Origin of the sequence: Ancylobacter polymorphus, assembly GCF_022836935.1 — a bacterium.
In the GTDB taxonomy this organism is placed as follows: domain Bacteria; phylum Pseudomonadota; class Alphaproteobacteria; order Rhizobiales; family Xanthobacteraceae; genus Ancylobacter; species Ancylobacter polymorphus_A.
Map to the genome: position 1 here is coordinate 3,433,056 of NZ_CP083239.1, position 23,544 is coordinate 3,456,599.

Annotated in this window: 27 protein-coding genes, 1 tRNA gene and 1 pseudogene; 8 read left to right on the top strand and 21 right to left on the bottom strand. The window is 67.5% G+C overall.

Features of this window, described 5'->3' with window-relative positions:
• Positions 1-168: 168 nt before the first annotated feature.
• Positions 169-492 carry a hypothetical protein gene (locus tag K9D25_RS16295; RefSeq protein WP_244376681.1) on the top strand — a complete coding sequence of 108 codons (324 nt, stop codon included), beginning with the start codon at positions 169-171 and terminating at the stop codon, positions 490-492.
• Positions 489-740, top strand: a complete 252-nt coding sequence (locus tag K9D25_RS16300; protein WP_244376682.1) for a hypothetical protein — start codon at positions 489-491, stop codon at positions 738-740. Before K9D25_RS16295 ends, K9D25_RS16300 begins: the two co-directional genes overlap by 4 nt.
• 244 nt (positions 741-984) lie before the next feature.
• On the opposite strand, the gene K9D25_RS16305 is transcribed toward K9D25_RS16300, so the two are convergent.
• A tRNA-Pro gene (locus K9D25_RS16305) sits at positions 985-1,062 on the bottom strand.
• A 132-nt stretch (positions 1,063-1,194) separates the two neighbouring features.
• On the opposite strand from K9D25_RS16305, the gene K9D25_RS16310 reads away from it, so the two are divergent.
• Positions 1,195-1,863 (top strand): nitroreductase family protein, encoded by a 669-nt coding sequence (locus tag K9D25_RS16310; protein WP_244376683.1) that lies wholly within the window; start codon positions 1,195-1,197, stop codon positions 1,861-1,863.
• On the opposite strand, the gene amaB is transcribed toward K9D25_RS16310, so the two are convergent.
• On the bottom strand, positions 1,836-3,377 hold the full coding sequence (amaB, locus tag K9D25_RS16315) for an L-piperidine-6-carboxylate dehydrogenase (RefSeq protein ID WP_244376684.1): 1,542 nt from the start codon (positions 3,375-3,377) through the stop codon (positions 1,836-1,838). The two genes, K9D25_RS16310 and amaB, sit on opposite strands and share 28 nt — an antisense overlap.
• Before the next feature lie 390 nt (positions 3,378-3,767).
• Here amaB and K9D25_RS16320 point away from each other — a divergent pair, with 390 nt between their 5' ends.
• Positions 3,768-4,142, top strand: coding sequence for a septal ring lytic transglycosylase RlpA family protein (locus tag K9D25_RS16320; protein ID WP_244450897.1), 375 nt, complete (start codon positions 3,768-3,770; stop codon positions 4,140-4,142).
• Between the two features lie 719 nt (positions 4,143-4,861).
• Here the strand turns inward: K9D25_RS16320 and K9D25_RS16325 are convergent.
• From K9D25_RS16325 to K9D25_RS16350, 6 genes and pseudogenes are all read right to left on the bottom strand, one after another.
• Positions 4,862-5,150: pseudogene (locus tag K9D25_RS16325) on the bottom strand (MerR family transcriptional regulator); the annotation flags it as partial.
• Positions 5,147-5,452, bottom strand: a complete 306-nt coding sequence (locus K9D25_RS16330; protein WP_244376685.1) for an integration host factor subunit alpha — start codon at positions 5,450-5,452, stop codon at positions 5,147-5,149. The pseudogene K9D25_RS16325 and the gene K9D25_RS16330, both read right to left, overlap by 4 nt.
• A 98-nt stretch (positions 5,453-5,550) precedes the next feature.
• Entirely contained in the window at positions 5,551-6,522 is a 972-nt protein-coding gene (locus K9D25_RS16335) for a beta-ketoacyl-ACP synthase III (RefSeq protein WP_279613746.1), read from the bottom strand.
• The gene (gene plsX / locus K9D25_RS16340) at positions 6,519-7,598 is read right to left on the bottom strand and encodes a phosphate acyltransferase PlsX (protein WP_244376686.1); all 1,080 of its coding nucleotides are present in this window, start codon (positions 7,596-7,598) and stop codon (positions 6,519-6,521) included. Before plsX ends, K9D25_RS16335 begins: the two co-directional genes overlap by 4 nt.
• A gap of 121 nt (positions 7,599-7,719) precedes the next feature.
• Positions 7,720-8,259, bottom strand: a complete 540-nt coding sequence (locus K9D25_RS16345) for a YceD family protein (RefSeq protein WP_244376687.1) — start codon at positions 8,257-8,259, stop codon at positions 7,720-7,722.
• Entirely contained in the window at positions 8,256-8,819 is a 564-nt protein-coding gene (locus tag K9D25_RS16350; protein ID WP_244376688.1) for a ubiquinol-cytochrome C chaperone family protein, read from the bottom strand. Before K9D25_RS16350 ends, K9D25_RS16345 begins: the two co-directional genes overlap by 4 nt.
• A 206-nt stretch (positions 8,820-9,025) precedes the next feature.
• Here K9D25_RS16350 and K9D25_RS16355 point away from each other — a divergent pair, with 206 nt between their 5' ends.
• Positions 9,026-9,562 carry an outer membrane protein assembly factor BamE gene (locus tag K9D25_RS16355; protein WP_244376689.1) on the top strand — a complete coding sequence of 179 codons (537 nt, stop codon included), beginning with the start codon at positions 9,026-9,028 and terminating at the stop codon, positions 9,560-9,562.
• 18 nt (positions 9,563-9,580) lie between these two features.
• Here K9D25_RS16355 and K9D25_RS16360 read toward each other — a convergent pair whose 3' ends face one another.
• The 9 genes from K9D25_RS16360 to glyA form a co-directional block, all read right to left on the bottom strand.
• Positions 9,581-10,822: an NAD(P)/FAD-dependent oxidoreductase gene (locus tag K9D25_RS16360; protein WP_244376690.1), complete on the bottom strand. Its 1,242-nt coding sequence runs from the start codon at positions 10,820-10,822 to the stop codon at positions 9,581-9,583.
• 72 nt (positions 10,823-10,894) lie between these two features.
• Positions 10,895-11,659 (bottom strand): ABC transporter substrate-binding protein, encoded by a 765-nt coding sequence (locus K9D25_RS16365; protein ID WP_244376691.1) that lies wholly within the window; start codon positions 11,657-11,659, stop codon positions 10,895-10,897.
• A 108-nt stretch (positions 11,660-11,767) separates the two neighbouring features.
• Positions 11,768-12,778: a thiamine-phosphate kinase gene (gene thiL / locus K9D25_RS16370; protein ID WP_244376692.1), complete on the bottom strand. Its 1,011-nt coding sequence runs from the start codon at positions 12,776-12,778 to the stop codon at positions 11,768-11,770.
• Positions 12,779-12,790: 12 nt separating this feature from the next.
• Positions 12,791-13,285, bottom strand: coding sequence for a transcription antitermination factor NusB (gene nusB / locus K9D25_RS16375; protein WP_244376693.1), 495 nt, complete (start codon positions 13,283-13,285; stop codon positions 12,791-12,793).
• A gap of 5 nt (positions 13,286-13,290) precedes the next feature.
• Positions 13,291-13,785 (bottom strand): 6,7-dimethyl-8-ribityllumazine synthase, encoded by a 495-nt coding sequence (gene ribH, locus K9D25_RS16380; RefSeq protein ID WP_244376694.1) that lies wholly within the window; start codon positions 13,783-13,785, stop codon positions 13,291-13,293.
• Positions 13,786-13,827: 42 nt separating this feature from the next.
• A complete protein-coding gene (locus K9D25_RS16385) occupies positions 13,828-14,418 on the bottom strand; it encodes a riboflavin synthase (RefSeq protein ID WP_244376695.1) in 591 nt (196 codons plus the stop codon).
• A 1-nt stretch (position 14,419) separates the two neighbouring features.
• Positions 14,420-15,532, bottom strand: a complete 1,113-nt coding sequence (gene ribD / locus K9D25_RS16390) for a bifunctional diaminohydroxyphosphoribosylaminopyrimidine deaminase/5-amino-6-(5-phosphoribosylamino)uracil reductase RibD (protein ID WP_244376696.1) — start codon at positions 15,530-15,532, stop codon at positions 14,420-14,422.
• A gap of 31 nt (positions 15,533-15,563) precedes the next feature.
• Positions 15,564-16,082 (bottom strand): transcriptional regulator NrdR, encoded by a 519-nt coding sequence (gene nrdR / locus K9D25_RS16395; RefSeq protein WP_244376697.1) that lies wholly within the window; start codon positions 16,080-16,082, stop codon positions 15,564-15,566.
• 9 nt (positions 16,083-16,091) lie between these two features.
• The gene (gene glyA, locus K9D25_RS16400) at positions 16,092-17,399 is read right to left on the bottom strand and encodes a serine hydroxymethyltransferase (RefSeq protein ID WP_244376698.1); all 1,308 of its coding nucleotides are present in this window, start codon (positions 17,397-17,399) and stop codon (positions 16,092-16,094) included.
• A gap of 238 nt (positions 17,400-17,637) precedes the next feature.
• On the opposite strand from glyA, the gene K9D25_RS16405 reads away from it, so the two are divergent.
• Entirely contained in the window at positions 17,638-18,669 is a 1,032-nt protein-coding gene (locus K9D25_RS16405) for a histone deacetylase family protein (RefSeq protein ID WP_244376699.1), read from the top strand.
• Positions 18,670-18,684: 15 nt separating this feature from the next.
• On the opposite strand, the gene ldtR is transcribed toward K9D25_RS16405, so the two are convergent.
• The 4 genes from ldtR to K9D25_RS16425 form a co-directional block, all read right to left on the bottom strand.
• On the bottom strand, positions 18,685-19,206 hold the full coding sequence (ldtR, locus tag K9D25_RS16410) for a transcriptional regulator LdtR (protein ID WP_244376700.1): 522 nt from the start codon (positions 19,204-19,206) through the stop codon (positions 18,685-18,687).
• Between the two features lie 143 nt (positions 19,207-19,349).
• Positions 19,350-19,781 (bottom strand): DUF6163 family protein, encoded by a 432-nt coding sequence (locus K9D25_RS16415; protein WP_244376701.1) that lies wholly within the window; start codon positions 19,779-19,781, stop codon positions 19,350-19,352.
• A 25-nt stretch (positions 19,782-19,806) separates the two neighbouring features.
• Entirely contained in the window at positions 19,807-20,868 is a 1,062-nt protein-coding gene (locus K9D25_RS16420; RefSeq protein WP_244376702.1) for an enoyl-CoA hydratase/isomerase family protein, read from the bottom strand.
• Positions 20,865-21,119, bottom strand: coding sequence for a hypothetical protein (locus K9D25_RS16425; RefSeq protein WP_244376703.1), 255 nt, complete (start codon positions 21,117-21,119; stop codon positions 20,865-20,867). Before K9D25_RS16425 ends, K9D25_RS16420 begins: the two co-directional genes overlap by 4 nt.
• Between K9D25_RS16425 and hemB the strand changes: the two genes are divergently transcribed.
• Together hemB and K9D25_RS16435 are read left to right on the top strand one after the other, a co-directional pair.
• Positions 21,118-22,179, top strand: a complete 1,062-nt coding sequence (gene hemB / locus K9D25_RS16430; protein ID WP_244376704.1) for a porphobilinogen synthase — start codon at positions 21,118-21,120, stop codon at positions 22,177-22,179. The two genes, K9D25_RS16425 and hemB, sit on opposite strands and share 2 nt — an antisense overlap.
• Before the next feature lie 20 nt (positions 22,180-22,199).
• Positions 22,200-23,540 carry a branched-chain amino acid ABC transporter permease gene (locus K9D25_RS16435; RefSeq protein ID WP_244376705.1) on the top strand — a complete coding sequence of 447 codons (1,341 nt, stop codon included), beginning with the start codon at positions 22,200-22,202 and terminating at the stop codon, positions 23,538-23,540.
• The last annotated feature ends 4 nt before the right edge of the window (positions 23,541-23,544 follow it).

Below are 23,544 nucleotides of genomic sequence, written 5' to 3' on the forward strand. Positions count from 1 at the left end.
GGCGGGCGACCGAACCTGGCCATAATGGCCGGGAGCGGTGCGCCATGTCCAGAGGGTAATTCCTTAAAAGCGCAACGGCCTGTCTCTTCGGCAGGTGTTCAACTCCCGGCTGCCCGGTCTGATACCGGGCGCGGCCTTGAACAGCCGATACCGAAGAGACTTAACCCCATGACCATCGACAAGACGTCCAGTCGTCGCGCATTCCTCATCGGCGCTGCGCCCGCGCTCATCGCGGCACCCGCGCTCGCCCTTCCGCAGCCGTTATCGCCCCAGGAGCGGATAGACGCCGCCATGGCGGAGATCCGCGCGGTACTTGCCGAGGCGTACCCAGGTCACTTTGTCACCGAGACCCAGATGCTGCGGAGGGGCACCGGCGGCTTGGCCATCGGCGCGTACCCGCTTGAGGGGTATCAGACGAGGTTCCACTTCCACGCCGACGGCCCGCTGCGCGCCGCCGATGTCGAGGGCCGTCAGTGGGGGATTGGCCGATGAACGTCCACGCCCCGATCAGAACCGCCGCCGTGCCGGCTTCCAGCACCATTGACCGCCTGAATGAGATCCGCTGCCTACTTGGCGCGCTGGATATCATGGCGGGCACGCTCGAGGGCTTCCAGGCCGAAGCCTTCTACAGCGTCATCCAGTCCGCCCAGGAGAAGATCGAGGGGGTGCAGTCCGTGGTGTGCGCCGCTGCTGATGATGCCCGACTGAGAGACCGGCCGCTGCGCGCAAAAGCGGCGTGACCGCTCAACGCTACCACCTAAGCAGGCAACCTAACCCTGCCGGGCCAGCGACGCGTCGTTCACCACAGCAGCAGCGCCCGGCTGGATCCCCGTCGCTCTTTTCGGAGGGCGGCGGGGTTCTGATTCTGTGATGGCAATGCCTGCCGTTTCCCGTCGCCGTGGCGACTCGGTGGCGACTCAGAACAAGCGAAGAGTGGCGCCAGCGGCGCCAAACCTTGCAAGTCGTTGATTTTCTTGGGTTTTTTGGTCGGAGCGAGAGGATTTGAACCTCCGACCCCTAGTCCCCCAGACTAGTGCGCTAACCAGGCTGCGCTACGCTCCGACGCCGTGAGGCGCCGTCTGTCTAGCCATTTGCCGCTCCTTATGCAAGCCGGGCCGTGCCCTGTGGACGAGAGAGACGACGCCGGCCGCGTCGCGCGCTACGATAGCCGCCTCTCCTCAAGGATGCGGACGGATGAATCACCCTGCCCATGCGCACGCCCTGCCCGCTGACGCGTTGCTCGCCGCGCCTCTGGACGTGCCCGCCAGCGCGGAGATGCTGGAGCGGCTTGAGAGCCGTCGTTCGTCGCCATTGCGTGGGCTGGTGGAGCCGGGGCCGACGGAGGACGAATTGCGGCGCCTGCTCGCCCTCGCCAGCCGCGTTCCGGACCATGGGCGGCTCTGCCCGTGGCGTTTCATCGTGCTCGCCGGCGAGGCGCGAGGGGCGCTCGGGCAACGGTTCGACGCGCTTTATGCCCGGCAGAATCCTGAAATTCCAACCGCCAAGGCCGATATGTGGACGCAATATCTGCTGCGCGCGCCGGTGACGGTGGTACTGGTCAGCCGACCCGATCCGACCGCCAAGGTGCCAGAGTGGAACCAGGTACTCTCGGCCGGCGCGGCGGGCATGGCGCTCACCGTGGGCGCGGCGGCGATGGGATTCGCTACGCAATGGCTGTTGAAATGGCCGGGGCGCGACCCTGAAGCCGCCGCGCTGCTAGGCGTGGGGTCGGGCGAGCGGATCGCCGGCTTCATCCATATCGGACGGCCGGCGCGCATCACCGAGGACCGGCCGCGACCGGCCCTCGGTGACGTGGTGTCCTACTGGACACCGGATCAGTCGATGTCGAACGACACGCCCTGAGCCAGCGGCAGGGCACGCGAGTAGTTGATGGTGTTGGTGGCTCGCCGCATATAGGCCTTCCAGGCGTCCGAGCCGGACTCGCGCCCGCCGCCAGTCTCCTTTTCGCCGCCGAAGGCGCCGCCGATTTCGGCGCCCGAGGGCCCGATATTGACGTTGGCGATGCCGCAATCCGAACCTTCCGCCGAGAGGAAAGTCTCGGCCTCGCGCAGATCATTGGTGAAGATCGACGAAGACAGGCCCTGCGGCACGCCATTGTGCAGCTTGATCGCTTCCGGCAGGCCGGTGCAGCGCAGCACATAAAGGATGGGGGCGAAGGTCTCGTGCTTGACGATGTCGATCTGTTCGTCGAGCTCGACCAGTGCAGGGCGGACATAGTAGGCGTCCGCGTGCCCCCCGACCGCAACGCGCTCGCCACCGTGCACACGGCCGCCGGCCGCACGGGCGGCGTCGAGCGCGCCCTGCATGGCCTCGAAGGCCGCCTTGTCGATCAGCGGACCGATCAGCGTGCCGGCCTCGCGCGGATCGCCGATGCCGACCGAGCCATAGGCCTTGGCGAGGCGCGGCACCAGCGTGTCGTACACGCTCTCATGCACGATGAGGCGGCGCAGCGTTGTGCAGCGCTGACCCGCCGTGCCCATGGCGGCGAAGGCGATGCCGCGCAGAGCGAGGTCGAGATCCGCCGAGGGGCAGACGATGGCGGCATTGTTGCCGCCGAGTTCGAGAATCGAGCGACCGAAGCGGCGCGCCACCCGTTCGCCGACGATGCGGCCCATGCGCGTCGAGCCGGTGGCGGAGACGACAGGAATGCGGGCGTCGTCGGTCAGTGCCGCACCGATCTCGGCGCCGCCGATCAGCAACTGCGACAGGCCTTCCGGCGCCGCGCCGAAGGCGCGCACGGCCCGCTCGAACAGCGCCTGCACGGCGAGCGCGGTGAGCGGCGTCTTTTCCGACGGCTTCCACAGCACGCTGTTGCCGCAGACCAGCGCCAGGGCCGCGTTCCATGACCAGACGGCGACCGGGAAATTGAAGGCGGTGATGATGGCCACAGGCCCCACCGGGTGCCAGGTTTCCATCATGCGATGGCCGGGACGCTCGGAGGCGATGGTGAGGCCATAGAGCTGGCGCGACAGGCCGACGGCGAAGTCGCAGATGTCGATCATCTCCTGCACCTCGCCGAGCCCCTCGGAGAGGATCTTGCCGGCTTCCAGTGTCACGAGGCGGCCGAGCTCGGTCTTGTGGGCGCGCAGCTCCTCGCCGAGCAGGCGGACGAGTTCGCCCCGTCGCGGCGCCGGTACGGTGCGCCACGCTTCGAACGCGGCGACTGAACGCTCCACCGCGGCGCCAGCCTCGGCAGGGCTCGCTTCGGCGACATGCGCGACGGTCTCACCGGTTATCGGCGAGTGGACGGGCCGTGTGCCAGCGCGCCAATGCGTCTCAGGAACGCCCAGACCCTGCAGAAGACCGACCACCTCTTCCGCGACCGGCTTCATCGCACCGGCTTCGTTCGTCGCCATTCTCACGCTCCTCGACAAATGGCCGCAGCCCGCCCGCTCAATAGCACCGCGCGGCCCCTGAAATCCATCATGGCTTTCGGATGACGGCGCTGTCCGACACCGGGATCAGATGAGTCCGACGCTACCTCCCAAATAGCGATTGCCACCTAAATTCAACACGTTGGCGACCAGGCTACAGAGACCCAGGCGGCTCGGCAGGACCACCATCTAATCTGGGATAAGCGCAAATGGAGCGTTGCTCTTCTGGCGCGCTTTATTATGATGCAAACAACGACATGCTTCGCCGCTGCGCGTTATAGCCACATTGTCGTGATGCCCCCGCCACAATTCCTTTTCATGCATCGCCTCCTCGCTAACAGGAGAAGGACGAAGGTATTGACGGCTTGGGGAATGGGACGGGTCGCCGGCGCGGCGTTCGCGACGGGGATCATCTTTCTCGCCGGCGGCAATGCTGCCCTTGCAAGTTCAAAGAAGACGAACATCACCGCGACGTCCGGCATGGCGTCCTATTACGGCTATGGCGGCCGCACCGCCAACGGGGAGCGGCATAGCGCCAAGGCCATGACGGCGGCGCATCGCAGCTTGCCCTTCAACACCCGGGTTCGCGTCACCAACAAGGCCAATGGCCGATCGGTCGTGGTGCGGATCAACGACCGCGGCCCCTTCGTACGGGGTCGCATTATCGACGTGTCGACCGCCGTCGCCGATCAACTCGGCTTCCGAAGCCGTGGCGTGGCCAAGGTCGATATCGCCGTGGTTGACTGATTAGACAGGCCGGTCGCGGACCGGGGCGCGCGTTCAGTTGTCCCGGTCCCGCGCGGCGTCCAGCAGTCGCTGACAATCCTGCAATTCATGCAGCACGGCTTCGAGCCGCCTTAGGTCGTCGCCACGCAGGGGTGTGGAGGCTACCGCGCTCACATGAACGCTGCCTGAGGGCTCATTCTGGGCACGGGGCGTTACAGGACGCACCCGCTCGGGCACAAAATGCACCTCGTCTTCCGCCAGCGTCGCCGGACCGGCTCCCATGGGGCGGAATGGAAAAGACGGTCGTGCCTCATCCGGCATCGGCTCTCGGGCCGCACGTTCCTGCGGCAGGTGCGGCTCAGGGTTCTGCGTGTCGTCAATGCGATTGCCCCGCCGGGGGCTGAAAAGCGACGGATCGTCGCTCAAGAACGGGTCGGTCCGCACCGTACGCGGCGGCGGTTCGAGATCGGCAAGCAGGGGTAAGTCGAACGGGGTAGGCTCGCTGTCCGCCCGACGCCGTGTGCGGCGCGATGAGACATCCTCGGCGGGCCCGTAGGGGCGCTCGGGCAGAAGATCGAGCAAACCGCCATCCGTGCTGCCGCCCGCATCGGCGCCGGGAGGCACCGGGTACGTCGGCGGCTCATCATGGGCGAATAACGCGTCCGACGCCGGTGGCGCCTCCCGCTCTTCCCGCCGTTCCGGCTCAGGGAGCGCCCCTTCTTGCTCGTCGACCTCGCGCGCGAGAGCCTGCACGTAACGCGGGCCCTCCTCCTTCAGGATGCGCTGGACACCCCGGATCGTGTAGCCTTCCCCGTAGAGCAGATGGCGGATGCCGCGCAGCAACTCCACATCGTCCGGGCGGTAATAGCGCCGGCCGCCGCCACGCTTGAGCGGGCGGATTTGCGGGAAGCGTGTTTCCCAGAAACGCAGGACATGCTGGGGGAGATCGAGGTCTTCCGCGACCTCGCTGATCGTGCGGAAGGCGTCAGGCCCCTTCTCCGCCCCCGGCTGATCCTGTCGCGCGCTCACGACTCCGGCGAGGCCCGATTGATCTGCTGCTTGAGGATGTTGGAGGGCTTGAACACCATGACGCGGCGCGGGGCGATCGGCACTTCCTCGCCGGTCTTCGGGTTGCGGCCGATGCGCTCGCCCTTCTGGCGGACCACGAAGGATCCGAAGGAAGAGAGCTTCACCGTCTCGCCGCGCGCCACGCAATCCGCGATTTCGGACAGCACGGTTTCGACGAGCGCCGCCGACTCCGTCCGTGAAAGTCCGACCCGCTGATAAACCGCCTCGCACAGATCGGCGCGCGTGATGGTGCGACCTGCCATTGCCGTATTCCCTGTCCCGTCGGTGCCGTTGTTTCTGAACGCCAAACTAGGCGCCGTCGCCCGTGCCGGTCAACGGCGCTTCACGCCTGTGGCGCGGATTACCAGCGCACAAGCGCCGACGCCCAGGTGAAGCCGCCGCCCATGGCTTCCAGCAGCACCAGATCGCCGCGCTTGATGCGTCCATCGGCGTGTGCGGCGGCCAGCGCCAGCGGGATCGACGCGGCCGAGGTGTTGCCATGCTGGTCGACAGTGATGACGACCTTCTCCGGGGCGATGCCGAGCTTGACGGCGCTGGCGTCGATGATGCGGCGGTTCGCCTGATGCGGAACGAACCAGTCGATCGTGTCCGCCGATTCACCCGTCGCCTCGAAGGCATCGACGATCACGTCGGTGATCATGCCGACGGCATGGCGGAACACTTCGCGGCCTTCCATGCGCAGGAAGCCGACGCTACGGGTGGAGGACACGCCGCCATCGACATAGAGCTTGTTCTTGTGACGGCCGTCCGAGCGCAGATGCGAGGTCAAGACGCCACGGCCCTCCTCCTCGTCCCGCACCGCCTCCAGCACCAGCGCGCCGGCGCCGTCGCCGAACAGCACGCAGGTCGTGCGGTCCGACCAGTCGAGGATGCGCGAGAAGGTCTCCGCGCCGATGACCAGACAGCGGCGATAGGCACCGGATTTGAGGAAGTTGTCGGCGGTCGCGAGTGCGAAGACAAAGCCCGAGCACACCGCCTGGAGATCGAAGGCCGCGCCATGGGTGATGCCGAGACCCGCCTGCACGCTGACGGCCGTGGCCGGGAAGGTGTTGTCGGGTGTCGAGGTGGCGAGAACGATGAGGTCGATGTCGTCCGGTGTCAGCCCGGCGTCGGCCAGCGCCGCCCGCGCCGCGTGGATGGCGAGATCGGAGGTCACCTCGCCTTCCGCCGCGATGTGCCGTGTGCGGATGCCCGTGCGCTGGACGATCCATTCATCGGATGTGTCGACCATCTGCGCGAGGTCGGCATTGGTCAGACAGCGGGCCGGCAGATAGGAGCCGACACCACGCACGACGGAACGGATTGCACTCACGATGGAACCTGTAGCTCGTCAGAGACGGAGGCATCCGCAGCGCCGGCATGGCTAACCTGCGGACGATCATTCATTCCCGCTTCAATACGGGAGAGAAGCTGGTAGCGGACCATGTCGTAGCCGATATCGACGGCCGAGGCGAAGCCCTCGGCATCGGTGCCACCATGGCTCTTGATCACGACGCCGTTGAGGCCGAGGAACACGCCGCCATTCGACTTGCGCGGATCAAGCTTTTCCCGCAGCGCGCGGAACGCCCCGCGCGCCAGCAGATAACCGATCTTGGCCATGAAGCTGCGGCTGATGGCGCCGCGCAGGAACTCCGACACCTGCTTGGCCGTGCCCTCGGCGGTCTTGAGCGCGATATTGCCGGAGAAGCCCTCGGTGACGACCACGTCGACACTGCCGCGACCGATATCGTCGCCCTCGATGAAGCCGTGATAGGCGAGGCCCGGATGGTTGGCCGCGCGCAGCGCGCCGGCGGCGTCCTTTACCTCTTCGACGCCCTTGATCTCCTCGACGCCGACATTGAGCAGGCCGACGGTCGGACGCTCGATGTCGAAGACGATTCGGGCCATGGCCGCGCCCATGACGGCCATGTCGACGAGGTGCTGCGCTGTCGCTCCGATGGAAGCGCCGACATCCAGCACAACGCTCTCCCCGCGCATGGTCGGCCACAGGCAGGCAATGGCTGGGCGGCTGATGCCGGCCATCATCTTGAGATTGACCTTGGCCATCGCCATCAATGCGCCGGTATTGCCGGCGGAGACGGCGCAATCGGCTTCCTTCATCCGCACCGCATCAATGGCGCGCCACATGGACGAGACGCGGCGGCCCTGGCGCAGCGCCTGGCTCGGCTTGTCGTCCATCCGCACGACGACATCGGTGTGCACCACCGTGCTCGCCGCCGCCAGCTTCGGGCGCGACTTGAGCAACTCGTTGATGCGGGAGGCGTCGCCATAGAGCAGGAAGGCGATGTCGGGATGGCGGGTAAGCGCGATCTCGGCGCCGGGGAGGACCACTTCCGGTCCATGGTCGCCGCCCATGACGTCGAGCGCTATTCGAACGGGCGAAGACATCTAGCGGCGGGGTCTCATTGGTCGGGTGGAAGGCGGTACGGCGCCAGCGCCGCGCTGACGGCATGCCCGAGTTGAGCCGTCCTGACAATAGCGACGTTGCATTTCCCCGCCCTGCCCCGGCTTAATCGGCATCGCCCCCACCGCCCCCGCGCAACTTGGCCAGCGCCGCGAAAGGCGAGGCTTCCGCCGGACCGGGCTCGGCGGGGCCTTCAAACTGCGCATCCGGCTTGCGCGGATAGGGATCGAGCCCGAGGGCGAGAAACTCCGCCGCCACTGCGCCGGCGTCGATGGTGCCATCGACCAGCGGGTCCGGCAGGTCGAGCTCGGACACGTCGATCTCGGCGCCGGGACGAATTTCCGGCAGCTTCTCCGGCGGTGCGAAGCGCAGGTCGATCGGCTCGGAGACCTTGCTGTCGAAATCCTCCAGAGTCACCACGCAGGTCTGGGTGACCACCGCGTCCACCCGACCCGTGACATGAACCGTGCCACCACGGCCGGGCGTTAGCGTTACGTCGGCCGTCAGCGCGGGAATGCCGGGGATACCGAGGTCCTTGGCCAGCGCCGCCCTTGTGGTGGCGTCCGGGGTGAGCTTCAGCGTCAGCCCGTCTTCCGGCAGGCTGGCGACGAGGACCGGTTTGGAAAGCGGGGAAGCGTCGGTCATGACGGGTCTGTCTCCGTGGAGCCGAGAGCGGCCGGCGGGGCCAGCGGGAAGTCGCCGGCGGCGAAGCGGGCGAAATCAACCTCCCGCAACGAGGCCGCCGCCGCTATCATATACTGCGCGAAGGCGCGCGCCTCATCTGCATGCGCCGTGTGGGAGCCGTAGACATTGCGCAGCACCGCCTCGGCGAGCGCGCCGACGTCGCCCGCCTCGACCGGCGGCTCGTAGGCAGCGATGCGGCCATAGAACGCCTCGGCCACCTTTTTCATCTTCTTCGGCACGGTGAGGTCCCCGACCCCCATCTCCCGGAGATTGGCGTCCATGTCGGTGCAGAAGGCGTCGAACACGCCCTGTCCCAGGCCGCGGCGCGCCTCGTCTTCGCCCTTGAGACGATGAAACAGCAGGAAGGCATGGACGAGGATCATCTCGAACCGGCCTTCAATGGTGTCGGGGACGGCGTAATCGGTGTAAAATACGGGCTGGCGCGAATGCGCCACGATCGCGCCATAGAGCCGCTGAATGGTCTCGCTTCCGTCATTCCGGCGGAAGAAACGCAGAATCATCGACGGCTCCTGCCTCATTGCCTCGGCCGGCACGGCCCGGCTGGCGAGGTAGCGCGGGCGGCTGGCGCTGGCAACCCCGGTGGCACGTAGCGACGATGCCATGGCCGGCGGGGGCCTCGATGGTTGCATCAGGGACCCGCCCTGTGCTTTCTGCCCCTGCCGCACCGCTTTTCGGCGAGGGCGGCACGAGCTTCGGAGTTGAGTGGATGGCATCGACGCGCGCGACGCGGAACAAGGCTCCCGGCACCCGGATGGCGACCTGGGCGTCGATAGTGGTGGCCGGCGTGGGAGTGGTCGGGCTCACTGCCTGTTCCGGCGACATGCCTATGGCGACCGCCAATATGGGCCTGCCGCGCACGCCCACCAGCTTCGTGCAGGAACGGCAGCGCGGTTACGTCATTGCTCCGGAGGCGCTGCAGCAGGTTCCGATCGGGTCGAGCCAGGAGCAGGTGCTGCTGGTGCTCGGCACGCCTTCCACCATCGCCACCGTCGACGGCGAGGTATTCTACTATATCTCGCAAAAGGCCAAGAAGGTGATGTTCCTTCGGCCCGAGATCGTCGACCAGCGGGTGATCGCCGTCTATTTCGATCCGAAGGACAAGCGCGTCACCCGGATCGCCGATTATGGCCTGAAGGACGGCAAGGTGTTCGACTTCATCAGCCGCACCACGCCGACAGGCGGGTCTGAGGTCTCGCTTGTCGGCCAGATCTTCAACGCCACGAATTTCCGCCCGGGCCTTTGACCCGGGCTCGGCCCCGGATCAGCGGAAGCGTTCGGCGGAGAACGGTGCGGGGTCGACGCACGGCACGTCGCCGTTCATCATTTCCGCCAGCAGGCGGCCGGTGATCGGCCCCAGCGTGAAGCCGAGATGCTGGTGGCCGATGGCGAGCCACATGCCGTTCTGCCCCGGCGCGGGCCCGATGACGGGCAGCATGTCCGGGAAGGCTGGGCGGCACCCCATCCAGGGCTCCGGCTCGGCGCGCGCGCCGAGCGGAAACAGGCCGCGCGCCAGCGACTCGGTCTTGTCGAGCTGAACCGGCGTCTTGGGCGCGTCGCGCCGGGCGAACTCCACGCCCGTGGTCAGGCGGATGCCGCCGACCATCGGGGTGATGACGTAGCCGCCCTCCTCGTCCAGCACGGGCCGCGAGAGCGCCGCATTGCCTTCGGCGTGGTAGTGCATGTGGTAGCCGCGCTTGACCTCAAGCGGCAGGCGCAGGCCGAAGGGGCGTAGCACATCCATGGCCCAGGGACCGAGCGCCACCACCACTTCCGGCGCCTCGACCGGCCCTTCCTCCGTGGTCACCATCCAGCCCGAGCCGAGCCGAGCCAGCGTGCGCGCGTCGCCCCGGCGCACCTCGCCGCCCAATTCGGCGAAATGCGCGGCATAGGCCTGGGTGACCCCGCCGGGGCTCGACACCGAGTGCGGGTCCGACCAAAGCACCGCGCCGGTGAACACCGGTCGCAGCGAGGGCTCCATGGTAAGCGCCTCGTCGACGCTGACCTCGCGGGCGCTCAGCCCATAAGAGCGGGCGAGCGGGAACTCGCTGCGTTCCACATCAAGGCCGGCAGCGGTGCGGTAGAGCTTCAGCCAACCACCGTCACGGAAGAAATGGGTCGCGCCGGCGGCGCGCGCCAAGCGCTCATGTTCGTCCACCGTGAAGGCGAGCAGCGTCTCCATGTGGCGGGCGTAGTCGAGCAGGCGCGCGGGTGACGAGGCGCGCCAGTAGGCGAACATCCACGGCGCGAGGCGCAGCAGCGCGTCCCAATGGTAGTTCGCCGCCGGATTGCGTCCGAGCGCGACATCGAGAAGCGCCGAGATTTTGCGCGGAAAGGCGACGGGATAGATCGACGCCCGCTCCACGAGACCGGCATTGCCATACGAGGTCTCCTCGCCGGGACCGCGTCGGTCGACCAGCACGACGGAGCGTCCGCGCTGCGCCAGGTGATGGGCGACGCTGGTGCCGACGATGCCGGCGCCGAGCACGATGGTGTCGGTCTTCATGGTGAACCTGCGCGAGGATGGGGACCGTCGATGAGGGGGCTCGGGCGGCGCGGAACGCCGCCCGAACGTCGGTCAGTTGATCGGGAACGGGAAGTACTTGGCGTTGATCTTGGCGAAGGTGCCGTCCGCGTTGATCTCCTGGATCGCCTTGTTCAGCGCCTCGCGCAGCTCGTTGTCTTCCTTGCGCACAGCAATGCCGGTGCCCTGCGGATTCACGTCCTTGAGGTCGGGGCCGACGAACTTGCAGCACTTGCCGTCCGTGGACTTCTCCAGCCATTCGTACAGCACGAACTTGTCGGCCAGCACGGCGTCAAGGCGCCCGGCGGCCAAGTCGGCATTGGCCTCGTCCTGCGTCGGGTAGAGCTTGATCTCGGAATCCTTGTACTTGTCTTCGAGATAGGTGGCGCCGGTGGTCGAGGACTGCGCGCCGATGGTCTTGCCCTTCAGCGCCGCGGGGGTGATCTCCGTGATCTTGGTGTCCTTCGGCGCGATGAAGCTGCCGGGCGTCAGATAGTAGGGAATGGTGAAGGCGACCTTCTCCTTGCGCTCGTCGGTGATCGACATGGAGGCGAGGATGACGTCGTATTTCTTGGCGAGCAGCGCGGGGATGATGCCATCCCAATCCTGCGCCACGAAGGTGCACTCGACCTTCATCTTGGCGCACAGCGCCTCGCCGATCTCGATGTCGAAGCCGACGAGCTTGCCGACCGAGTCGACCGAATTGAAGGGCGGGTAGGCCCCCTCCGTGCCGATGCGAACCTTCTTCATCTCGGCCTGCGCGGCACCGGCGCCAATGGCAAGAGCGGCGGCCGCGAGCAGAATCCTGGCGATTTTCATGTGGCTGTTCCCGTAACCAGCGCCGGCTATTCCGGCGTCCGGTTGCGAGGCTAGGTCGATGCCGGGTCACAGGCAATCGGAGAACTCCCCACTCTTTGGCAGGGCTTGTCAGAAATGGCTGAAGCTGCCTTGCGCGAAGGAGACCGGCTGGCCTTCCCCATCGCGGACGGTGAGGCCCTGCCCTTCCCGCGTCTGCCCGATCACCGCGACGCCGATTCCCGCCGTGGTGGCGACCGTCTGGAACCGGCTCAGCGCCTCATGCGGCACGACGGCGAGGATTTCGTAATCGTCGCCACCCGTCAGGGCGGTCTCCAGCAACGCCGGCTCCGCCTCTACCGCGCGTCGCGCGGCGGGGCTGAGTGGCACGCGCGCCGCCTCGATCTCGCCCCCCACGCCAGAGGCCTCCAGCATCTTGGCGAGGTCCCCGACCAGCCCGTCGGAGACATCCATCGCGGCGCTGGCATGTTCGCGCAGCGCGCGGCTGAGCGACAGGCGCGGACGGGGCAGCAGATAGCGCTCCCGCAGGAACCCGGCCTCTTCATCGGTCAGTGTCGCAAATCCCGGCCTTTCGGGCGCCAGCCGCAGGGCGAGGCCGAGCGCGGCGTCGCCAATGGTGCCGCTGACCACGATGGCCTGTCCCGGTCGGGCGCCGGAGCGGCGCACCATCGTGCCGCTCGGCACGGCGCCGATGGCGGTGATCGACACCGTGAACGGTCCCGGCGTGCGCACCGTGTCGCCGCCCAGCAGCGGCGCCTCGAAATGCGCGGCATCGGCACCGATACCGGCAGCGAAGGCGTCGAGCGCGGCGGCATCCATATCGGGCGGAATGGCGAAAGCCAGCATCACGCCCAGCGGGCGGGCGCCCTTGGCGGCGAGGTCGGAGAGGTTGACCCGCATCGCCTTGCGGGCAATCGTGTCCGGCGGATCATCGGCGAAGAAGTGGACGCCCGCCACCAGCGCATCCTTGGTCAGCACCAGTTCATGGCCGGGCGGAACCGCGAGGTGGGCGGCATCGTCCTTGAGGCCAAGCGCGCCGGGATGGGTGGCGATAGGGGTGAACAGACGAGCGATCAGCGCCTCTTCGCCGGACGGCTTCGCCGCGCCTGATCCTTCCGCCATCGCCTCACTCCCCTAGCCGGTGAAATCAGCCGGCCGCTTCTCCCGCGCGATGCCGTCGAGCACCGCGTTGACCATGCCGGTCTCCTCGCGGTCGAGGAAGGCGCCGGCGACATTCACATATTCGGCGATGACCACACGGGCAGGAACGTCCGGCCGCTCGGAAAGTTCATAGGTCCCGGCCCGCAGCGTGGCGCGCAGGACCGCCTCGATACGCTTAAGCGGCCAGCCGTGGACCAGCGCGGCGTCAAGCAGCGTGTCGACGCTCCTCTGCTCGCGCACGACGCCGCTGACAATGTCGCGGAACAGGTTGAGGTCGGCGCTGGCGATTTCGTCGCCCTCGATCTCCTGTCCGATCCAGTGGCTCTCGAACTGGGCGAGGATTTCCGACAGCGGCGTCGCCGCCAGGTCCATCTGGTACAGTGCCTGAACGGCGTTGAGGCGGGCGGCGCTCTTGCGCACCGGCTTGTGCCCGGCGGTCTTGGTGCTCGGCTTGTCGTCGGTGGCCATGGTGCTCACCCGACCCGGCGTTTCAGCCGGAGCAGCGCCAGCGCCGCTTCGGCCGCGCCGCCGCCCTTGTTGCCGTCCGAAACGCGGGCCCGGACCCACGCCTGCTCGTCATTCTCGACGGTGAGAATACCATTGCCGAGCGGCAGCTTGCGAGCGACGGCAAGATCCATCAGCGCCCGCGACGACTCACCGGCGACGATCTCGAAATGGTAGGTCTCGCCACGCACCACGCAGCCGAGCGCCACGACGGCGTCATAGGGCTTGCCGGAGGCGGCGGCCGCGTCAAGCGCGATGGCGGCCGCGACCGGAATTTCCAGCGCGCCGGGCATGGAGATGACATCGGCGTGCGCGCCGGCGGCCTTGATGGCGGCCTGTGCGCCGGCCAGAAGCTCGTCGGCGATATCGTCATAGAAGCGCGCTTCGACGATGAGAATGCGTTCACCGAACAGCTGAACGGCTTCGGCGGCATCGGATGCGCGCGGCGGGCGGGGGCTCGCCATGGTGTTACCTCATGAACTGACAGAGCCGACGACGTACAGGCGTCAACGGAACTCCGCAAGCCGCGCGGCGTAACGGGCCATCATGTCGACTTCGATATTGACACGGCTTCCCGCCTGCACCGCATCCCATGTGGTGTGCGCCAGCGTGTGCGGAATGAGCAGACAGGAGAAGCGGGTGCCATCCACCGTGTTCACCGTCAGCGAGGTGCCGTCGAGCGTCACCGAGCCCTTGATGGCGATGAAGGGGGCCAGTGTCGCCGGGGCCTCGAAGGTGAAGCGTGTGGTCTCGCCGAGGTCCTCGCGCGCCACGACCTGCGCGACGCCGTCGACATGGCCCTGCACGATATGACCGCCCAGTTCGTCGCCGATCTTCAGCGCGCGTTCGAGATTGAGCCGTCCGCCGACGCTCCAGTCGCTTGCCGTGGTGACGGCGAGCGTCTCCGGCGCCGCCTCGACCTCGAACGCGTCGGGCTGCAGCGCCACCACGGTGAGGCAGACGCCGGAACAGGCGATGGAGGCACCGAGCTCGATACTTGCGGTATCGTAGCGGGTGGCGATGGTCAGCCGCCGGACGTCGTGCCGGGGCTCAATCGCACGCAGGGTTCCGATGTCGGTGACGATGCCCGTGAACATTCTAGCGACGCCTCATGATGCGCAGGCGGTCACCGCCCTGCTGTTCCTCATCCACCGTGCAGAGATAGTCATCGAGCGCGGAAAGCGGCAGTCCCTCCAGCGCGTCCAGCGCGTCCGACCCCAGAAGCGTCGATGCCTCGAACAGATTCACCTCGTCGACAAGCCCGGCGGCCACGAAAGAACCGGCAATACGCGGTCCCGCCTCGACCATGATCCGCGTGAGCCCCCGCAGAGCCAGCAGTTTCAAAACCTCGTCGAGCGCCAATCCGCCCTCGGATCGGCGCCGCACCCGCATCACCTCGATGCCCATCGCGCCCAGCATCGCCTCGGGCGCGGCCGGAGCGTCTTCGGCCGCGATGATCCACAACGGCGCGACATCGAGGCTGCGCGCCAGCGCGCTGGTCGGGGAGAGGCGCAGATCGGCGTCGAGCACGATGCGCAACGGCGATCGCTGCGACATGCCCGGCAGGCGGCAGGTGAGTAGCGGATCGTCCGACAGCACCGTCCCGATGCCCGTCAGCACCGCATCATGGGTGGCGCGCAGCATGTGGACGCGGTCGCGCACAAGCGGACCGGTGATCGCCACCGGCCGACGCCCAGCGAGCCCCACCTTGCCATCGGCGGACACCGCCATCTTCAGCATAATGTGCGGGCGCCCTTCGGTGACGCGGCGGATATGGCCGGCATGGTCGATCAGCGCCTGCGCCGCGCCAGTGCCGACATCGACCCTGATTCCCGCCTCGCGCAGGATGGAGAAGCCCCGGCCGGCGACGCGGAAATCGGGGTCCTGCACCGCGGCGACGACGCGGGCGATACCCGCCGCGCGCACCGCATCGACGCAGGGCGGGGTGCCGCCATGATGCGAGCAGGGTTCCAGCGTGACATAGAGCGTGGCGCCGCGCGCGCCCTCCCCGGCCTGCGCCAGCGCCTGCGGCTCGGCATGGGGGCGTCCGCCGAGCGAGGTCCAGCCGCGGCCGAGCACCAGCGGGCCGCGCGGACCTTCGCGCACGACAAGCGCACCGACGGCGGGATTGGGCCAGGTGTGCCCCCGCTCGCGCCGGCCAATGCTGAGCGCGGCCGCCATCAGGGAATGGTCGGTGGCGGATGCGGTCATGGCGCGGAGTAGCGAACGCGAAGCCCGGGCATCAGTCGTCGAGCCCGGGGTCACGCGGGCGGCGGGCGGCCAGATCATCGCCCGCTCCGCCCTCGACGAGGCGCGGCTCCAGCTCGCCGAGCAGCGTCTCGAAATCCTTGGCCTCGCGGAAATTGCGGTAGACGGAGGCGAAGCGGACATAGGCGACGTCGTCGAGCTGCTTGAGACTCTCCATCACCCGCTCGCCGATCATCTCCGAGGTGATCTCGCTTTCGCCCATGCTTTCCAGCCGGCGGACCAGACCGGAGACCAGCCGCTCCACCCGCTCCGGCTCGACCGGGCGCTTCCTCAGCGCCACCTCAATGGAACGGGCGAGCTTGTCGCGGTCGAACGGCACGCGGCGGCCGGAGCGCTTCAGCACGGTGAGTTCCCGCAACTGCACGCGCTCGAAAGTGGTGAAGCGGCCGCCGCAATCCGGGCAGATGCGGCGGCGCCTGATGGCGGCGCTGTCCTCGGTGGGACGGGAATCCTTGACCTGGGTGTCGAGGCTTCCGCAGTAAGGACAGCGCATCGTTTGGCCTCAGCTGTAGAGCGGATAGCGGGCGAGCAGATCGGCCACCTTGCCGCGCACCGCCGCTTCCACGAGGCTATCCTCGTCGACGCCCTTCTGCGAGAGCACGTCGAGCACTTCGGCGATCATGTCGCCGACCTGCTGGAACTCGGCCACACCGAAGCCGCGCGTCGTACCCGCCGGCGTGCCGAGGCGGATGCCCGAGGTGACGAAGGGCTTCTCAGGATCGAACGGGATGCCGTTCTTGTTGGTGGTGATGTGCGCGCGGCCGAGCGCGATCTCAGACACCTTGCCGGTGAGCTTCTTCGGGCGAAGATCGACCAGCATCAGGTGCGTGTCGGTGCCGCCGGAGACGATCTCGAAGCCGTGGCCCTTGAGGTTTTCCGCCAGTGCCTTCGCGTTCTCGACCACGTTCTTCGCGTAGACCTTGAACTCCGGCTGCAGCGCCTCGCCGAAGGCCACCGCCTTCGCCGCGATCACATGCATCAGCGGGCCGCCCTGGATGCCGGGGAAGATGGCGGAGTTGAACTTCTTCGCCAGGTCCTCGTCATTGGTCAGGATCATGCCGCCGCGCGGGCCGCGCAGAGTCTTGTGGGTCGTGGTGGTGACCACATGGGCGTGCGGCACCGGATTCGGGTGAACCCCGCCCGCCACCAGACCGGCGAAATGGGCCATGTCGACCATGAGATAGGCGCCGACCGAATCGGCGATCTCACGCATCTTCGCGAAGTCGATATGGCGCGGATAGGCCGAGCCGCCGGCGATCAGCACCTTCGGCTTGTGCTCGTCGGCGAGCTTGGCGACCTCTTCATAATCGATGCGCTGGTCGTCGCGGCGCACATTGTAGGGGATGGGCTTGAACCACTTGCCCGACAGGCTGACCGGCGCGCCATGGGTCAGGTGACCGCCGGCGGCGAGGTTGAGGCCGAGGAAGGCATCGCCCGGCTGCATGAGAGCGAAGAACACCGCCGTATTGGCCTGCGCGCCGGAATGCGGCTGCACATTGGCGAAACCGGCGCCGAACAGCTTCTTGGCACGGTCGATGGCGAGCTGCTCGGCCACGTCGACATACTGGCAGCCGCCATAATAGCGGCGCCCGGGATAGCCTTCGGCATATTTGTTGGTGAGCACGGAGCCCTGCGCTTCGAGCACGGCGCGCGAGACGATGTTCTCGGACGCGATGAGCTCGATCTCGTCGCGCTGGCGACCGAGCTCGGCGGTGATGGCGCCAGCGAGCTCCGGATCGGTCTCGGACAGCGGCGCCGAGAAGAAGCGGTTGGTGAATTCAGCGGAAGAAGCATGAGCTTCGGACGACATAGACCGGCCTCCCTGGGCGGTGGCGATGCCTCCCGGCCGGCGGCGTGCCGACCGCGAAATCGAGGCGGGTCGCTTAGCACAGCACCCCCATCTTTCAAAGCACGCGGCCGCAAGGGTGCCTTGCACTGAGGCGGCAGCCGCAGCGGAAGGGCGCGACACCGGCGTCCTGAGGTGATGACAGCGCGCGGGGCCGGCGCGTATCGTCGCGCCCTCACCTTCCGCGAATCCGGACCCTGCCATGAAGATCATTCACTCACCGCGCCATCTCGGCCATTCCGGCCATGTCGAACTGATGAACGGCCGGGTGGTACCGGCTTTCGAGAAGCCCGAGCGGGTGGCAATGATTCTGAACGCCATAGGCGAGCGGCCCTTCGGCACGCTGATCGAGCCGGCGGCGCATGGTCTCGACCCGCTGATGAAGGTGCATGACGAGGACTATGTCCGCTTCCTCAGTGAGGCGTGGAAGCTGTGGACGGCAGACGGGCGCGACTTTCCGGCCCTGCCGAGCTTCTGGCGCGCCCCCGGCATGCGCACCGACATCGTGCCGAAGACCATCGACGGCAAGCTCGGCCATTATTCCTTCGATGCCGGCTGCTGCATGGTGGCAGGCACCTGGGACGCGGTGCAGGCGGCGGCCGATATCGCCCTGACCGGCGTCGATCTCGTCGCCGGCGGCGAGAAATCTGCCTTCTCCCTGTGCCGTCCGCCCGGCCACCACGCCCATGCCGGCACGATGGGCGGCTATTGCTTCATCAACAATGCCGCCGTCGCAGCGCAGAGCTTCCGTGATCGTGGCGCGGCGCGGGTCGCCATTCTCGATGTCGACTATCATCACGGCAATGGCACGCAGGCGATCTTCTATGACCGCCCAGATGTGCTGGTGTGCAACATCCACGCCGATCCGCTGCAGGAATTTCCGTATTTCCTCGGCTATGCCGACGAGACCGGCGCCGGTGCAGGCGAGGGCTTCAACGCCAACTACCCCCTGCCCTGGGGCACGGACTATATCGGCTGGAGCGCAGCGCTGGACGCGGCCTGCGCGCGGATCGAGGCCTTCGGCGCGGATGTGGCGGTCGTGTCGCTCGGCGTCGACACCTACAAGGAAGACCCGATCTCGCAGTTCCTGCTCGACAGCCCGGATTACCTGAAGATCGGCGCCCGCATCGCCGCCCTCGCCCGCCCGACGCTTTTCGTGATGGAGGGCGGCTATGCGGTCGAGGCCATCGGCGTCAATGTTGCCAACACGCTGGAAGGCTTCCTCCAGCGCTAGCCGGTGAAGGCCCGATCAGAGCCGATAGAGGATCTGGTCGGTCCAGAACCGCTCCAGCCGGTTCAGCGCCTTGTTGAGCTGCTGGAACTCCTGCGGACCGATGCCGCCAATCTGCTCGATGGTGACGAGATGCTTGGCGTGGAGCCCTTCGACGATGTCGCGGACCTCCACGCCCTTCTCGGTGAGGCGAATGCGCACCGCGCGCCGGTCCACCCGGGAGCGCCGGTGGTCGAGGAAGCCGGTCTCCACCAGCTTCTTCAGATTGTAGGAGACATTGGCGCCGAGATAATAGCCGCGGGTGCGCAGCTCGGCCGCGGTCAGTTCGGAATCGCCGATGTTGAACAGGAGCAGCGCCTGCACAGCGTTGATGTCCTCGCGGCCGCGCCGGTCGAGTTCGTCCTTCACCACATCCAGCAGCCGGCGGTGGAGGCGTTCCACCAGCGTGACGGCTTCCCGGTAGAGCGGACGGATCGATTCCCGACGCTCCTCTCCGGCCTCGTTGATGCTGACGACATTGGCCGCCTGACCTGCGCGCATGTTTCGTACCCCGGTCTCAGAATTGGGGATTGGTTCCCTCTCGTGAGGCGGCGAGTCTCGCGGCGGCGGAGCTAAGATCGGTTTAAGCGAAAGGCTGAATCCTTCGTCACCGCAACGGGTTAACGAAAGCTAAAGAGCGAGCGTCAGCGCTCGCTCTCGCGCGCGGCCTTGTAGGTGAGGAAGGCGTAGCCGGCGACGAGGATGGTCTCCAGCGCGGCCACGATCATCAGCCGGCCGACGCCCTCGGGCGCGGAGGCGTTGATCAGAATCTGCACCATCGCCGTCACCAGCCAGAGCACCACCCCCCAGGACGCACCGAGCCAGAGGCCGACGGCGGCAACCGGGTTCATGATCGCCGCCCAGATCACCGCCGACTTGGCGGCGAGGGAGATCATCTCGAACCGGCTCATGTCGCCGTCCCAGACGCCGCAGATCAGCGTCCAGCTATAGACGGTCTTCACCATGAGGAAGCCGGCGAGACAGCGCAGATAGAGGATCACACGCGACTGCCAGAGCGGCATGCGGGCGCCGGCCGGGCCGAGCGTGGCGTCGATGGGGTCGTAGGGCGAACTCATTCCGCTTGCATACTCCAAATCGCGGTCAGGCAAGCAGCAATTCGTCGTCGAGCGGCGTATCGAACAACGCGGCGATGGCGGACGGGTCGACCTCCTCCAGCCGGGCCGGCTGCCAGAGCGGCTTCTGGTCCTTGTCCACCAGCAGCGCGCGGACACCCTCGAAGAAGTCCGGCCGGTCGAGCAGCCGCGTCACCAGCCGGAATTCGAGGCCGAGGCAGCCGGCGAGGTCGAAGCCGAGCCCGCGCTGCATCTGCTGGAAGGCGATGTGCACGCTGGTGGGCGAGGCGCGGCGGATGGTTTCGAGTTGCAGCCGGGCGAAGTCTGCCACCTCGCCCTCGCCTTCCCCCACCTTTTCCAGGGCAACGACGATCGCCGCCACCGAGCCGCCGGCGAAGATGCGGTCGATATGCGGGTAGAGGCTGGCGAGGTCCGGCGCCGGCGGGCGCTCCGTCTCGCGGGCGAGGACCGTCTCCATCGCGTCTCCAGCCACCAGTGCATCGATAAGCCCGGGCCAGCGCGCCACGGGAATGTGATGGGTGTAGAGACCCAGCGCCACCGCGTCGGCCATGCCGATGCGCGCGCCGGTCATGGCGAGCCAGGTGCCGCTCCAACCCGGCAGGCGCGGCAGCACGAAGGTGCCGCCGACATCGGGGAACAGGCCGATGGCGACCTCCGGCATGGCGAAGCCGAGCCGCTCGCCCGCCACGCGGTAGCGCCCATGGCCGGAAAGGCCAAATCCGCCACCAAAGCACAGACCGTCGACCAACGAGGCGAAGGGTTTGGGATAGCGCGCGATGAGATAGTCGAGCGCGTATTCGTTGCGCCAATACTGCCGCGCCTCTTCCTTGCGGCCCGTGCGGCCGAGCTCGGCCATGGCGCGCACGTCACCGCCGACGCAGAAGGCCCGCTCATGCGCCGAGCGCAGCACCACATGGGCGATCGTCGGGTCGTCGATCCAGCGGCGCAGCGTCGCGTCCATCGCGCGCACCATGGGATGGTCGAGCGCGTTCAGCGCCCGGGGACGGTCGAGCGTGACGACGCCCAGGGCGCCGCGCTGCTCGAAGCTGATGCCGATTTCCGCTGTCACGTCGATCCTGCCTCGTCGCTTTCCGTGCCCTGCCACTTAGGCTTTTCCACGCCGTCCGCAAAGCCGCGCGTCCCTCGCCACCCCCGCCGCGTCAACATGCCCCGCGATGCGAAGGCGGGCTTATACGCAATCACACGGGTGAAGAGGTCGCGCGCGGCGTCGTATGGAGCTATAACCATTCGAAAGTGCCGCGCCGGAGGCGACGCGGCGGGATCCGGTTCACCGCCGAGCGTCTTCGCGAGCATGTCCATGACCATTCCCTTCGCCCGTCCGCGCCCCGTCCATCCCGAGCCCTCCGGCCGGCCGGATTCCTCGTCGAAGCTCGATCTGCTGCAGCGCCCCCGGCGCAACCGCAAATCCGAATGGGCGCGCCAGCTACTGCGCGAAAACACGCTCACCGTCGCCGATCTCATCTGGCCGATCTTCGTCAAGGACGGGCATGGCGAACGTACAGCCATCGGCTCCATGCCGGGCGTCGAGCGTCTCAGCGTCGATGAGGCGGTGCGCGAAGCGGAGCGTGCGGCGCGGCTCGGCATCCCGGCGCTGGCGCTGTTTCCCTATACCGACCCGGCGCTGCGCACGGCCGACGGGCGCGAAGCGCTCAACTCCGGCAATCTCGTCTGCCGCACCCTGCGGGCGATCAAGGACGCCGTGCCGGAGATCGGCCTTATCACCGATGTCGCGCTCGATCCCTACACCAGCCATGGTCATGACGGCCTGCTCGACACGCAGGGGCGCATCCTCAACGACGAGACGGTGGCCGTGCTGGTGGAGCAGGCGCTGGTGCAGGCGGAAGCCGGGGCCGATGTCATCGCCCCCTCGGACATGATGGACGGGCGCGTCGGCGCCATCCGCCGGGCGCTCGACGGTGAGGGCCATCACGACGCGCAGATCCTCGCCTACAGCGCCAAATACGCCTCCGCCTTCTACGGCCCGTTCCGCGACGCGGTCGGCTCCACCGGCTGCCTCAAGGGCGACAAGCGCACCTATCAGATGGACCCCGCCAACGGCATGGAGGCGTTGCGCGAGGCGGCGCTCGACATCGAGGAAGGCGCGGACATGCTCATGGTCAAGCCCGGCCTGCCCTATCTCGACATCGTCTACCGGCTGAAGGAGACCTTCGGCCTGCCGACCTTCGCCTATCAGGTGTCCGGCGAGTACGCGATGATCGAGGCCGCCGCCCGCAATGGCTGGCTCGACGGCGAGAAGGCGATGATGGAAAGCCTGATGGCGTTCAAGCGCGCGGGCGCCGACGGCATCCTCACCTATTTCGCCCCGCGCGTGGCGGAAAAGCTCGCCCGCGAAGCCTGACGGCGGCGGGCGCCGCCGCCATGGCTGGCCACCCGCAGGGCTGCTTGCGGCTGTCACTGATGATGTTCGGCCTCGCCCTGCTGCTGGCGGGCTGCGGCTCGGTGATCGACGCGGATCAGGCCCGGCTCTGCCGCGCGGCGGCCGTCGCGCTGCATGACGACGATACCGAGATCACGGAGACGCAGTTGGCGCCGCTGCGCAGCGATCCCGCGGGGCTGCGCTACAGCTACCGCACCCGTTCCGCCCTCGGCAGCGCCCCGCATGAACTCCTCTGCCACTTCGCCGCCCAAACCGGTGCCGGCCGTTTCGACCTGGTTGGGCTGGTCGCCGATGGCCGGCCGCTGGGCGAGGTGAAGCTCTACATCCTCAAGCGCTGGTGGCTAGAGGACAATCGAAACGAGGTCGGGGGGCGACCGCTTCTCCGCGTCGGCCCGCAGGGAGCCTACTGGCTGCAGCAGGCGCTGGGCGGCATCGTGATGATGGGCGTCTACGGGCTCGTCGCGTCTGGCTTCGCGCTGGTGCACGGGTTGTTCGGCCGCATCAACCTTGCCTTTGGCGAGATCGCCGTGGCCGGCGGCGTTTATATGCTGATCGCATTCAGCCTTGCGGGCGCCCTCGGCCGGATCGATCCGGCCGGGCTGACGGCGGCGCTGCTCGCCGGTGTCGCCGGGGCGGCGCTGCTGAGCTGGGCGATCGGACGCACCGTGATCGTGCCGATCCTCGCCCGCGCCCGTTCGCCTCAGCCGGTGCTGATTGCGACGCTGGCGGTGGCCATCGTGCTCACCGAGCTGTTCCGCCTCACCTCCACCGCGCGCGAGAACTGGCTGCCGGCCCTGTTCAACCGGCCGATCTATCTGGCGGGCGAAGCGGGCTTCATCGCCACCGTGACGCCGGCGCAACTGCTCGCCGCCGGGTTGACACTGAGCGGCATTTCGCTGCTGCTCGGCCTCATCCGCTTCACCGGCTATGGGCGGGCGTGGCGCGCCCATGCCGACGATCCGCTGATGGCGGCGATGGTCGGCGTTCACGTTCCCCGCCTCGTGGGAGCGACTTTTGCGCTGGCGGGAGGCTGCGCCGGGCTTGCGGGAGTGGCCATGGTCGTGGCCTATGGAACGATTACACCCGGCGACGGGCTGTCAATGACGCTCAAAGCCTTGATTTCGGCAATTATTGGCGGCATTGGCTCCGTGCCGGGCGCGCTGCTGGGCGCCGTTCTCGTCGCCGGCGTCGAAATCGTGTGGTCGTCCGCCTTCGATATCGCGTATCGCGACGTGGTGATCTATTCCCTTCTGGTGGCCGTTCTCATCCTGCGGCCGGGAGGCCTTCTCCAGCGTGCGGCACCTTCGCCGCGAGAATTCTGAGTGG

Coding starts and splice junctions, on each gene's coding strand:
- ribD (WP_244376696.1), bottom strand. CDS start 15,532: ATGACCGCATCCGCCACCGACCATTCCCTGATGGCGGCCGCGCTCAGC.
- K9D25_RS16295 (WP_244376681.1), top strand. CDS start 169: ATGACCATCGACAAGACGTCCAGTCGTCGCGCATTCCTCATCGGCGCT.
- K9D25_RS16355 (WP_244376689.1), top strand. CDS start 9,026: ATGGCATCGACGCGCGCGACGCGGAACAAGGCTCCCGGCACCCGGATG.
- K9D25_RS16300 (WP_244376682.1), top strand. CDS start 489: ATGAACGTCCACGCCCCGATCAGAACCGCCGCCGTGCCGGCTTCCAGC.
- K9D25_RS16310 (WP_244376683.1), top strand. CDS start 1,195: ATGAATCACCCTGCCCATGCGCACGCCCTGCCCGCTGACGCGTTGCTC.
- K9D25_RS16415 (WP_244376701.1), bottom strand. CDS start 19,781: ATGAGTTCGCCCTACGACCCCATCGACGCCACGCTCGGCCCGGCCGGC.
- amaB (WP_244376684.1), bottom strand. CDS start 3,377: ATGGCGACGAACGAAGCCGGTGCGATGAAGCCGGTCGCGGAAGAGGTG.
- K9D25_RS16365 (WP_244376691.1), bottom strand. CDS start 11,659: ATGAAAATCGCCAGGATTCTGCTCGCGGCCGCCGCTCTTGCCATTGGC.
- K9D25_RS16350 (WP_244376688.1), bottom strand. CDS start 8,819: ATGATTCTGCGTTTCTTCCGCCGGAATGACGGAAGCGAGACCATTCAG.
- K9D25_RS16330 (WP_244376685.1), bottom strand. CDS start 5,452: ATGGCAGGTCGCACCATCACGCGCGCCGATCTGTGCGAGGCGGTTTAT.
- glyA (WP_244376698.1), bottom strand. CDS start 17,399: ATGTCGTCCGAAGCTCATGCTTCTTCCGCTGAATTCACCAACCGCTTC.
- K9D25_RS16320 (WP_244450897.1), top strand. CDS start 3,768: ATGGGACGGGTCGCCGGCGCGGCGTTCGCGACGGGGATCATCTTTCTC.
- K9D25_RS16345 (WP_244376687.1), bottom strand. CDS start 8,259: ATGACCGACGCTTCCCCGCTTTCCAAACCGGTCCTCGTCGCCAGCCTG.
- nusB (WP_244376693.1), bottom strand. CDS start 13,285: ATGGCCACCGACGACAAGCCGAGCACCAAGACCGCCGGGCACAAGCCG.
- K9D25_RS16405 (WP_244376699.1), top strand. CDS start 17,638: ATGAAGATCATTCACTCACCGCGCCATCTCGGCCATTCCGGCCATGTC.
- K9D25_RS16425 (WP_244376703.1), bottom strand. CDS start 21,119: ATGGACATGCTCGCGAAGACGCTCGGCGGTGAACCGGATCCCGCCGCG.
- ribH (WP_244376694.1), bottom strand. CDS start 13,785: ATGGCGAGCCCCCGCCCGCCGCGCGCATCCGATGCCGCCGAAGCCGTT.
- K9D25_RS16435 (WP_244376705.1), top strand. CDS start 22,200: ATGGCTGGCCACCCGCAGGGCTGCTTGCGGCTGTCACTGATGATGTTC.
- ldtR (WP_244376700.1), bottom strand. CDS start 19,206: ATGCGCGCAGGTCAGGCGGCCAATGTCGTCAGCATCAACGAGGCCGGA.
- hemB (WP_244376704.1), top strand. CDS start 21,118: ATGACCATTCCCTTCGCCCGTCCGCGCCCCGTCCATCCCGAGCCCTCC.
- K9D25_RS16360 (WP_244376690.1), bottom strand. CDS start 10,822: ATGAAGACCGACACCATCGTGCTCGGCGCCGGCATCGTCGGCACCAGC.
- plsX (WP_244376686.1), bottom strand. CDS start 7,598: ATGTCTTCGCCCGTTCGAATAGCGCTCGACGTCATGGGCGGCGACCAT.
- thiL (WP_244376692.1), bottom strand. CDS start 12,778: ATGGCGGAAGGATCAGGCGCGGCGAAGCCGTCCGGCGAAGAGGCGCTG.
- K9D25_RS16385 (WP_244376695.1), bottom strand. CDS start 14,418: ATGTTCACGGGCATCGTCACCGACATCGGAACCCTGCGTGCGATTGAG.
- nrdR (WP_244376697.1), bottom strand. CDS start 16,082: ATGCGCTGTCCTTACTGCGGAAGCCTCGACACCCAGGTCAAGGATTCC.